This is a genomic window from Streptomyces sp. KR55 (genome assembly GCF_052245645.1).
In the GTDB taxonomy this organism is placed as follows: domain Bacteria; phylum Actinomycetota; class Actinomycetes; order Streptomycetales; family Streptomycetaceae; genus Streptomyces; species Streptomyces flavusporus.
Genome location: NZ_JBQQCE010000364.1, coordinates 1 through 10,053 on the forward strand (window position 1 = coordinate 1; position 10,053 = coordinate 10,053).

General features: G+C 69.9%; 6 protein-coding genes and 1 pseudogene. 4 read left to right on the plus strand and 3 right to left on the minus strand.

Annotated features, from left to right (window positions below; genetic code table 11):
* The 3 genes from ACTWQJ_RS37565 to ACTWQJ_RS37575 form a co-directional block, all read left to right on the plus strand.
* Positions 1-645: hypothetical protein (locus tag ACTWQJ_RS37565; protein ID WP_443310922.1), on the plus strand; the 645-nt coding region annotated here is incomplete at its 5' end.
* Positions 646-651: 6 nt separating this feature from the next.
* On the plus strand, positions 652-2,172 hold the full coding sequence (locus tag ACTWQJ_RS37570; protein WP_443310923.1) for a DNA polymerase Y family protein: 1,521 nt from the start codon (positions 652-654) through the stop codon (positions 2,170-2,172).
* Positions 2,165-5,335 carry an error-prone DNA polymerase gene (locus ACTWQJ_RS37575; protein WP_443310924.1) on the plus strand — a complete coding sequence of 1,057 codons (3,171 nt, stop codon included), beginning with the start codon at positions 2,165-2,167 and terminating at the stop codon, positions 5,333-5,335. The genes ACTWQJ_RS37570 and ACTWQJ_RS37575 overlap by 8 nt, the downstream gene beginning before the upstream one ends.
* Before the next feature lie 205 nt (positions 5,336-5,540).
* On the opposite strand, the pseudogene ACTWQJ_RS37580 reads toward ACTWQJ_RS37575, so the two are convergent.
* Positions 5,541-5,840: pseudogene (locus tag ACTWQJ_RS37580) on the minus strand (helix-turn-helix domain-containing protein); the annotation flags it as partial.
* Positions 5,837-7,015 carry a Cmx/CmrA family chloramphenicol efflux MFS transporter gene (locus tag ACTWQJ_RS37585; RefSeq protein WP_443310925.1) on the minus strand — a complete coding sequence of 393 codons (1,179 nt, stop codon included), beginning with the start codon at positions 7,013-7,015 and terminating at the stop codon, positions 5,837-5,839. The gene ACTWQJ_RS37585 and the pseudogene ACTWQJ_RS37580, both read right to left, overlap by 4 nt.
* A gap of 337 nt (positions 7,016-7,352) precedes the next feature.
* Here ACTWQJ_RS37585 and ACTWQJ_RS37590 point away from each other — a divergent pair, with 337 nt between their 5' ends.
* Positions 7,353-8,114: a phosphotransferase gene (locus tag ACTWQJ_RS37590; protein WP_443310926.1), complete on the plus strand. Its 762-nt coding sequence runs from the start codon at positions 7,353-7,355 to the stop codon at positions 8,112-8,114.
* Positions 8,115-8,260: 146 nt separating this feature from the next.
* Here the strand turns inward: ACTWQJ_RS37590 and ACTWQJ_RS37595 are convergent, their stop codons facing one another.
* Complete coding sequence (locus ACTWQJ_RS37595; protein WP_443310927.1) at positions 8,261-9,529, minus strand: MFS transporter; 1,269 nt, start codon at positions 9,527-9,529, stop codon at positions 8,261-8,263.
* Positions 9,530-10,053: the final 524 nt, after the last annotated feature.

The following is a 10,053-nucleotide window of genomic DNA, read 5'->3' on the forward strand; positions in this document are numbered from 1 at the left end:
TCGGCGTGCGCGTCGCCGCTCGGCGCCCTGCTGCCGGAGGGCCGCATCCGCCCCGGAACCGCGGTCAGAGCCGGCGGGGACATGCCGCTGCTGCTGGCGCTCGCCGCCCAGGCCTCCGCCGACGCCGCCGGCTGGGCGGCCGTGGGCCTGCCGCACATGGGGGCCATCGCCGCCCAGGCCGCAGGCCTCGACCTCACGTGCGGAATGCTGATCGACGACCCGGGCCGCCAGTGGGCGCAGGTCCTGGCCACCGTGGCCGAAGCCGTCCCGGTGGTGCTGGTGGGCCCACTCGGCACGGTGCCCGACCGGATCGCCCGCCGGCTGGCCGCCGTACTGCGGCGCAGCGAATCGGTGCTGCTGGCCGCCGACTCCTGGCAGGGTGCCGAGGTCCGGCTGCGCGTCGTCTCCGCCACCTGGGAGGGCATCGGAGACGGACACGGCCTGCTGCGGGGACGCCGCGTGCGGGTGTCAGCCACCGGGCGCAGCTCGGCGACCGCCCCGCGGTACGCCGAGATGTGGCTACCCGGCCCCGACGGCCAGGTCGCCCCGATCCACCCTGGCACGGGCCTGCCGTACGGCCCGAGGGCGGAGGCCGTGGTCGACGCCGGTCACCAGGAGCGTCCGGCCCTCCGCGTGGTGGAGTGACCCACGGTGGGCAGGATCATCGTCAGCTGGATCCCCGGCTTCCCGGTCATCGCGGCTGGCGCCCAGGAAGCTGAGCCGCTCGCGGTGGTCCATCGCGACGCCGTGGTGGCGTGCTCGGTGGCCGCCCGTCAGGCCGGCGTACGGCGACGTATGCGGGCGCGCGTGGCACAGGCCCGCTGCCCGCAGCTGCGCGTCGTCGAGCGCGACCTCGCCGCCGAGATCCGAGTGTTCGAGCCCGCCGTCCGCCATCTCGAAGGCACGGTCATGCCGAGCTTGGAGGTGATCCGCCCCGGGTTGATCGCCGCGCCCGCCCGGGGCCCGTCCCGCTACTGGGGCGGCGAGCAGCAGCTCGTCGACCGCCTCGTCGCCGCTCTGGCCGAGCTGGACCTGCCCGCCCGGGCGGGCATCGCCGACGGCGTCTTCACCGCGGCGCTCGCCGCCCGGACCGGGCAGAAGGTGCCCCTCGGCGGCGACGCGGCCTGGCTGGCCCCCTACCCGGTCGGTGTCCTCGGCGTGCCACGGCTGACGGAGCTGCTGGAACGCCTCGGCATCCGCACGGTCGGCGCGTACGCCGCGCTGCCCGAGCACCAGGTGCTGGCCCGCTTCGGCGCCGACGGCATCGGCGCCCACCGGATCGCCCGCGGTCGGCACGACCGCCCGCTGTCGGTGCGGGCGAACACCGGCGAGCACGCCGTGGCGTACGCCTTCGACCCGGCCGCACACCTCCTGGATCCTGTCGTGTTCGCCGCCAAGGCGAGCGCCGAGCAGCTCCACGAGCACCTGGCGGCGACCGGCGCCGTGTGCGCCAGGCTCGAAGCCTCCGTGGACCTCGCCGACGGCCGCACCCTGTCGAGAACCTTCCGCCACGAAGGCCGGTTGTCCGCGCTGGCGGTGGCCGAGCGCGTGCGCGGCGTCCTGCAGGCCTGGGCCGATACCGGCCTTCTCGACACGGAAGGCGAGCAGGGCATCGTCCGCCTGGTGCTGCGCCCCGAAGAGCTGACGGCGGCCACGGGCCGTCAGAGCGCCCTGTTCGGCGAGCGCCACACCCCGGAGGAGATCGAGCGGGCCGCCGCCCGTGTGCAAGCGATGCTCGGCCACCAGGCGGTGGTGCGCGTCGAACTCGGCGGCGGCCGCGGCCCGGCCGACCGGGTTCGCCTCATCCCGTTCGGCGACGTCGATGCCGGCCCGCGCCCGGCCGACGGTCCCTGGCCGGGGTGCCTGCCCGCCCCGCATCCGTCCAGTGTTTTTCCGCGCTGGCTGCCATCCCAGCTCACCGACAGCGGCGGGCAGCAGGTGACCGTCTCCGCACGCCTCGCCCTGTCCGCCCCGCCCGCCCGCGTCGCGGTGGAGGGCTATGGCGAGGCCGCGGTCGACGGCTGGGCCGGCCCGTGGCCGGTACTGGAGCGGTGGTGGGACAGAGACCAGGCCCGCCGGATCGCCCGGATGCAGATCGCAGCCGCCGACGGCCGCGCCTGGCTACTGGTGATCGAACACGGCCGCTGGTGGGCGGAGGCCCACTATGGGTGACCACCGTGCCCGCGTCCTGCAACTGCCCACCGTCCGCCAGACGACTCCCGAGCAGCAGGGGGAGGACGCGCCGGGCTGGGCCGAACTCCACGTCCACAGCGCCTTCAGTTTCCTGCAGGGCGCCTACCAGCCGGACGAGCTCGTCGCCGAGGCGGTCCGCCTGGGCATCACGGTGCTGGCCGTCACCGACCGGGACGGCCTCTATGCCGCCCGCCGCCTGGCCGAGGCCGCGCGGCCGGCCGGAATCGGCACCGTGTACGGCGCCGAACTCACCCTGGGCGATCCCGAACTGGGCACCCCTGTGGTGCTCGCCCGCACCCTGGAGGGCTTCCGCCTGCTGTCGGCGGCGATCAGCGCCGCCCAGCTGGCCGGCGCCAAGAACGCCCCGGTGTACGACCTGGGTGCGCTGTCCGCGGCCGCGAGCAGCGGACACTGGGCGGTACTGCCCGGCTGCCCCGCCCCGGAGATGGAGCGCCGTGACGTCGCGGCGGTCGCCCACCGTCTTCAGCGGCTGACCGACGTCTTCGGCACCGGCAGCGTGTACGCCGAGCTCGTCGACCACGCACTGCCAGAGGACTCCATCGCAGGCGACGTGACCGTCGTCGCCGGTCGCCGGATCGGCATCCCCGTCGTGGCGACCGGCGCCGTCCACTACGCCGCCCCGCGCCAGGCCCGCCTCGCCCAGGCACTCGCCGCGCTGCGCCGCCGCGAAACCCTCGACCGCGCCGCCGGTCACCTCATGCCGGCCCCGACCGCGCACCTGCACAATTACGCAGAGATGCGCCGAGCCCTGGCCCGCCACCCTGGCGTCCTGGAGACCACCCTCGACCTCGGCCGCAGCTGCGTCATCGACCTCGACGAACTCAAGCCCCAGCTGCCCGGCTTTCCCACTCCGGCCGGGTTCACGGAGGACACGTGGCTGCGCTACCTCGCCGAGCGGGCCTGCACTGCCCGGTACGGCGACCGGGACACCCCGGACTCCGAGACGCGTGCGGCGTGGAGGCAGCTCGACCACGAGCTCGGCGTCATCGGTGATCTGGGCATGGCCGGCTACTTCCTGATCGTTCATGACATCGTGCAGTTCGCCGTCGGCCGCGGCATCTGGTGCCAGGGCCGCGGGTCGGCCGCCAGCAGCGTGGTCTGCTACGTCCTGGGAATCACCTCTGTCGACGCCCTGCGCTACGGGCTGCTCTTCGAACGCTTCTTGAGCATGGAGAAAGCGGGCCCGCCGGACATCGACATCGACTTCGAAGCTGGCCGCCGGGAAGAGGTCATCCAGTACGTCTACCAGCGCTACGGGCGCCGACACGCCGCGCAGGTCGCCAACGTGATCACCTATCAACCCAGGCTATCCGTGCACGACGCGGCACGAGTGCACGGCTACCCGGCAGCGCAGATCCGGGAGATGACCCGACACATCCATCACACGCCGCCCGGGCCCGACGTCGACCTGCCGACCGAGGTACGCGAACTCGCCTCCCAGCTCCACACCCTGCCCCGCCACCTGGGCATCCACGTCGGCGGCATGGTCCTCACCCGCCAGCCGCTGGGCGAGATCATGCCGCTGGAGTGGGCCACCGCCGAAGGACGCTCCGTGCTGCAGGGCGACAAGGACGACGTCACCGCGGCCGGCCTGATCAAGATCGACCTTCTGGGGCTGGGCATGCTCTCCGCCCTGCACACCGCCTGCGACCTCATCCACCAGCACCACGCCGTCCGACTCGACCTCGCCTCCATCCCACCCGACGACCCCGACGTCTACCGCATGATCGCCCGCGGCGACACCATCGGCGTCTTCCAGGTCGAATCCCGCGCCCAGATCTCCACCCTCCCCCAGCTGCAGCCCCAGACATTCGACGACCTGGCCATCGCCGCCTCGATCATCAGACCCGGCCCCATTCAGGCCGGCTCCAAACACCCCCTGCTGCGCCGCCGACGCGGCGAGGAACCGGTTACCTACCCCCACCCGCTCGCCAAGCGCGCCCTGGAGAAGACCCTCGGGGTCGCCTTGTGGCAAGAGCAGGCGATGCAACTCGCGATCGACTGCGCGAACTTCACCCCGGCCGAGGCGGACCGTCTACGCAAGGCCATGGCCGCCAAGCACGCTCCCGACCAGGTCGCCCAGCTCCGCGACCGCCTGATGCAGGGCATGGCCGCCAACGGAATCCCGCCCGCACCCGCCGAGCAGATCGTGACCATGATCGAGGCATTCTCCGACTACGGCTTCGCCGAGAGCCACGCCCAGTCCATGGCACACATCGTCTACGCCAGCGCCTGGATCAAGTACCACTACCCGGCCGCCCTCATCGCGGGGATCCTGGCGCACCAGCCCATGGGCTTCTACGACGCCCAGACCCTCATCGGCGACGCCGAACGCCACGGCATCATCGTGCGCGGTGCCGACGTCCACACCTCCGGCGTCCACGCCACCCTCGAACCTGACGGCCTCGGCGGGCAGATGGCGATCCGCCGTGGCCTGACCAGCATCCGCGGCCTGAGCGAGCAGGCCGCCGAGGCGATCGTGGCCGCCCGCAGCGAGGAGCCCTTCACCGACCTGGAGGACTTCGCCCGCCGCACCCAGCTGCCCGCGAAGCTGATGGAACAGCTCGCCACCGCCGGCGCGTTCGACGGCTTCGCAGGCCACCGCCGCACCGCCCTGTGGACGGCCGGTGCCTACCCCCGCAGCACCCAGCCCTACCTGCCCGGCCTCGGCGCTCTCGCGCCCGCCCCCGACCTGGCGCCGATGACCCCGGCCGAGCAGACAGCCGCTGACATCGCGGCCACCGGTGCCAGCGCCACCACCCACCCGGTCCGCCACGCCCGCCCCTACCTCGAGCGCCACGGCGCCCTGACTGCCGCCGTCGTGCGCGGCCTGGCCGACCAGACCCGCGTACGGCTCGGCGGCCTGGCCAAGTACCTGCAGCGCCCGCCGACCGCGAACGGAGTGGCGTTCGGTGCGCTGGAGGACGAGACCGGCATGGTCAACCTGATCTTCTCCCCGCCGGTGTGGGAGCGCTGCCGCCGCACCCTCCTCGAAGCCCCCGCCGTCCTGCTGGACGGGCACGTCGAGCGCGCCCACGGCGCCGTCAACGTCCTCGTCCACCAGGCCGAGGCCCTGGCCGTGCCCGCACCAGCCGTCCGGCGCCGCCAGTACGGCCGGTGAGCGGCCCGACGAACCGCCCTGCGGTCTCGTGTTACGAAACCTCCCCCGCAAGCGCGTAGTCTCCGCAGGTCAACAACATGCGGCTCAGGCGCTGTTCGCGGTGCGGGATGTCGTGTGCGACACTCCCTCTCGCAGCGGACACACGTGTATCCGCAGCCGCTCCTGCGCCCCGTGAGGGAACGCGGGAGTTTTTCTTTTCGGGCGGCCGCGTGCCGCCCCATTCGTGTTCCTGCTGCTCCTCGCTCACCCGGCCCCGGTCCGTTGACCGGGGCTTTTCGCGTCTTTCGACGACATGGGGTGGGGTCTGGGTCGGTGAGGATCGCGGGACGCTTGGGCGGTCCTGCAGCCCGACTTCGCCGTGCGTGTCGTACCGGTTCTTCCACTTGGACAGGCAGGCGCGGGAGACACCGGCCTCGGCGGCGACGTGCGCGATCGGACGGGTGCGGCAGCGCTCCACGAGCCTTCGGCGTCCCTCGATGTTCAAGGGGGCGTTCGCATGTGTCACCGGAGCACCTCGGTGCTCCGGCCGGCCGTGATGGCGGTGAGGAGGGGGAACGCGATGAGCAGCGCGACAGCGACGAGGAGTCCGCTTGCCCAGAGCGGCCCGAGGTCCCCGGCTTCGGTGCTGAGGGTGGCTGCGGCGATGACGGGGCCGACGGCGGCGCCCACGTTGAGTGCCGCGGTCGCATACGAGCCGGCCATGGTGGGGGCTCCCGCGGCCTCGTAGAGGACCTGCGTAATCAGCGTGCTGCCCAGCGCGAACGACAGTGCGCCCTGCACGAACACGAGGATGAACAGGGCGACCGGCTCGTTGGCCAGCATCGCCAGGGCCGGCCAGCCGATGAGCAGCAACGGACCGCCGACTGCGATGACCGGACCGGGACGCCTGTCGGACAGCCGGCCGGCGACGGTGACGCCCACGAAGGAACCGGCACCGAAGAGCACCAGGGCGACAGAGATCCACAACTCGCCCAGCCCGGCGCTGTCGGTCACCACGGGGGCGAGGAAGGTGAGGCTTCCGAAGGTTGCCGCGTTCACCAGCGCGCCGAGCAGCATCACCAGGATCAACGGCTGCCTTGTGAGCTGGGCGAGCTCCGCTCGCAACGCTGGCCTGCCAGTCGCCTCATCCTCATCACGTCCTGCTGGGATTCCCTTCAGGATGCCGAGAGCTGCAGGCAGGCAGAGAGCGGCGACAGCCCAGAATGTGGCCCGCCAGCCGAGCAACGTGCCGAGCACCGACCCACCAGGGACACCGGCGATCGTGGCCACCGTCGTGCCTGACAGCAGCACGGCCAGCGCGCGTCCCTTCCTGTCGGGTGAGACCAGCGTGGCCGCCGCCGTCAGAGCGACGGCAAGGAACCCTGCGTTCGCGAGCGCGGCGACGACTCGGGTAGCGAACAGGATGGGGAAGCTCGTGGTGATGGCGCCCACGGCGTGAGCTGCGGCGAAAACGAGGACGAACCCGAGGAGGCTGGCGCGCCTGGGCCAGTTACGGGCAAGCGCGGCCACAAGGGGGGCGCCGACGATCATGCCGATCGCGAAGGCCGAGGTGAGGACGCCCGCTGTCCCGACTGTGACGTCAAGATCTGAGGCGATGTCCGGCAAGAGGCCGGCGAGCATGAACTCCGAGGTGCCCATGGCGAAGACCGCCATGGCAAGCAGGTACAGCGGGAGAGGCATCGAGTGGCTCCGAGGTGAGGAGAGGCACGAGAAGGTCATCTCGTCACCGCGGCCAGCCCCAAGCGCACACTCGTCCCACCGCAAAAAGCGGCGCGACGACAGGGCTACGAGCTCAGTGGTTCAGGGGGCTGACGGCGTGACCGAAAGCCCCCACCTTGTCTGACTCAGGACTCGACATGGCCCGCACGCTACCCGACCGATGCCCGTCGAAGCATCTTGGTTTCACGGGCATTGGCCTGTGTCACCAACGTCATGTCCCGCAACAACTAGACAGGTTCTGGCTCGCTTTCCGTGACGCGGACACGTTGAGTAACGTGCTGAGCGTGGAGAGTTTGACGTGAAGATCGTGCACGATGGAGGGATGACTGAGTCGTCCTTGCCTGGTGGGTTGGTCAACCACGTTGTGCGTGTCGGGTCCACCGTGCGCCGCCCCGCGTCGGCCAGGACTGGGTTCATCGGCCACTTGCTGAAGACATTTGAGACCAGCGGATGGACCGGTGCACCGCGCTACCGCGGCATCGATGAGGAGGGGCGCGAAGTGCTCACCTACCTCGAAGGGCACGTGGCCTGGGAACCGCAGCAGCCTGCGGCCGTGTACTCCGACGAAAGTCTGGTGCGGGTTGCTCAGCTCGTGCGGGAGTTTCACGACGTGACGTCAGGTACGGAACTGGCCGGATCACACGAGGTCGTATGTCACAACGACCTCTCGCCCAAGAACACCGTCTATCGGCCCGTGAGCGGCGCCTTGCGTCCAGTGGCCTTTATCGACTGGGACTTGGCCGCGCCGGGTGAGCGCATTCATGATGTCGCCCACGTGTGTTGGCAGTATCTCGGACTTGGGCCGGGCGTCGGAGATACGTCCCAAACTGCGCGACGGTTGAGGCTGATCGCTGACAGCTATGGGCTGGTCGAACGGAGTGATCTCGTTTCCGTGATCTTGTGGTGGCAGGACAGGTGCTGGCGTGGCATCGAAGCTGCTGCGGACTCTGGAAACCCCGCAATGGTCCGTCTCCGCGATGCCGGGGCAGTGACAGAGGTACAGGAGGCGTATCAGTGGGTCTCTGATCACCAGGTCGATATGGAGAGCGCCCTGCGTTGACCACTGAGGTTTTCTCAGTGGCGAGATTCTTCCCATCCCGTTTGGCGCTGATCGTCGCGATGACAGCTCCGTCGCTGACTGGGAGCGACATGTCAACGAGCAGCGCCCCCGCCATCGGGCAGGGGCGTTGCGCGAGATGGCCTGTTTCAGGATGCCTTTTGGTCGGCGGGCTTCTCGATCTCGGTGGTCACCCGTGCCCCTCGGAAGAGCACCGGGAGCCACAGGAGACATGCCAGCAGGGGGACCGCGGCGTAGGTGGCCATGCCCACACTGGAGCCCAGCCCGTCCATGAGCGCGCCGAGGACGAGATAGCCGATGCCGATGAGCGCCGACTCCACGAATGCGATCATCGACAGCAGGCTCGCCCGGTGGCGCGACGGCACTGCCTCGTTGAACACGTTGTCCACGATCACGGCGGTGATCTCGGGAATTCCGACCAGGGCCAGGAACGCGGCGATGGTGACCCAGACAAGGCCGAGGCCGCTCAGGCCGAGTGCCACGGCGAGCGTCAGGAGAGACACCGGGACGATGACCCGATACCCGATGCGCCGGTCCGCGCGGTCCGACAGCAATGGAGTGAGCCCGCCGGCGAAGAATCCCGCCGATATGACCACGCTGACCAATGCGGTGCCCGCTCCCTGATCGGACAGGGTCTTCTGCGTAAAAATGATGTACGGCGTCAAAGTCGCATGCATCAATCCGGACACCACGACAAGCGTCACGAGCGCCGGCGTGGCGACCCGAAGCATCGCCCGCCATGCTGTGGCGTCGCCGTGCTCCTCGGCTCCGTCCTGCTCGTCCACCGCGTCCGCGCCGCGGATCTCGGGCACCCGTGACATCAGCACCGCCACGGCCAGGACGAGGCACGCCGCCGAACCGACGTAGACGACTCCCCAGGAAATCTGCTGCAGTTGGCCGCCGAAGACGATGGCGGCTCCCGAGGTGACCGTCCCGAGCATGGTGAACCGGGACTTGATCTTGACGTAGCTGGCCGTTGCACCACGACGCACGAGCAGGTCGTACAGCAGGGCGGTGTCCGAACCGGACACACATGCCATGCCCACGCCCTGCCCGATGAACAGCGCCAGGAACACCCAGTAGTTGGAGAACGCCACCTGACCGAGCAGACATCCAGCTATCAGCATCTGGCCGATCACGATGCTGGCACGCCTGCCGATTCGGTCGGCGATGACTCCCGTCGGCAACTCCGCAAGTCCGCTGACCAGGTAGAGCAGTGTCTGCAGTAGAGCCACTTGCCCGGCGGAGAAGCCGCGCTGATCAAGGAAGAGGACGAATACGCCGCGCTGGAACAGCGTGTTGGCGAGCACGGCGTATACGTAGAATGGGCGCGTGACACTTCGTGCTGCATCGTCGACTGCAGCCGACCCGCCAAGGGCCTCCGTGGTGCCGGTCATGCTGCGGGCTCCCCCTGGTGACTCCGGTGATCATTAGTGTTGGTCTCCGCCGCCGACCGGAACCTCCAGTCCATACTTCGCGCAGGATATTGGGCCGGCCATCCGGGAACCGTTGCCAGCGCCGCGGCCATCCTCGGTGGAGGTGTCAAATGCTGGGAGCAGTAGCGTGCATCTTCTGGAAACGGTTGCGTACATCTTGGAGCCAGCGTGGGCGTGAAGTCAGGGAAATCCCAGACCTCGTCACTGAGAAATGATCTTCGCGAAGCTATGTGAACCGCTTGATTCGGGACGGGTGGGGCAGGTGGGCCCCGATCGTCGAGAGACGTGAAGCCCCTGGTAGGACGGTTCTCACCACAAGATCGTCCGCTGAACCAGAGGCTTCAGGTTGGTCACCTATTACTCCAGCCGTAGATCGTGATCTTCATGCCTGAGTGGCTTGTCGACGGTAGTGGCCGGCCTGGGATCGGGCCTGGTGGCGGCGCCGCCAGTCGGACCAACCGAGCCGGTGGGCGGCATCGTGGACG

Bases quoted from the DNA above. Each gene is read 5' to 3' on its own strand.
- ACTWQJ_RS37575 (WP_443310924.1), top strand. From the start codon at position 2,165: ATGGGTGACCACCGTGCCCGCGTCCTGCAACTGCCCACCGTCCGCCAG.
- ACTWQJ_RS37585 (WP_443310925.1), bottom strand. From the start codon at position 7,015: ATGCCTCTCCCGCTGTACCTGCTTGCCATGGCGGTCTTCGCCATGGGC.
- ACTWQJ_RS37595 (WP_443310927.1), bottom strand. From the start codon at position 9,529: ATGACCGGCACCACGGAGGCCCTTGGCGGGTCGGCTGCAGTCGACGAT.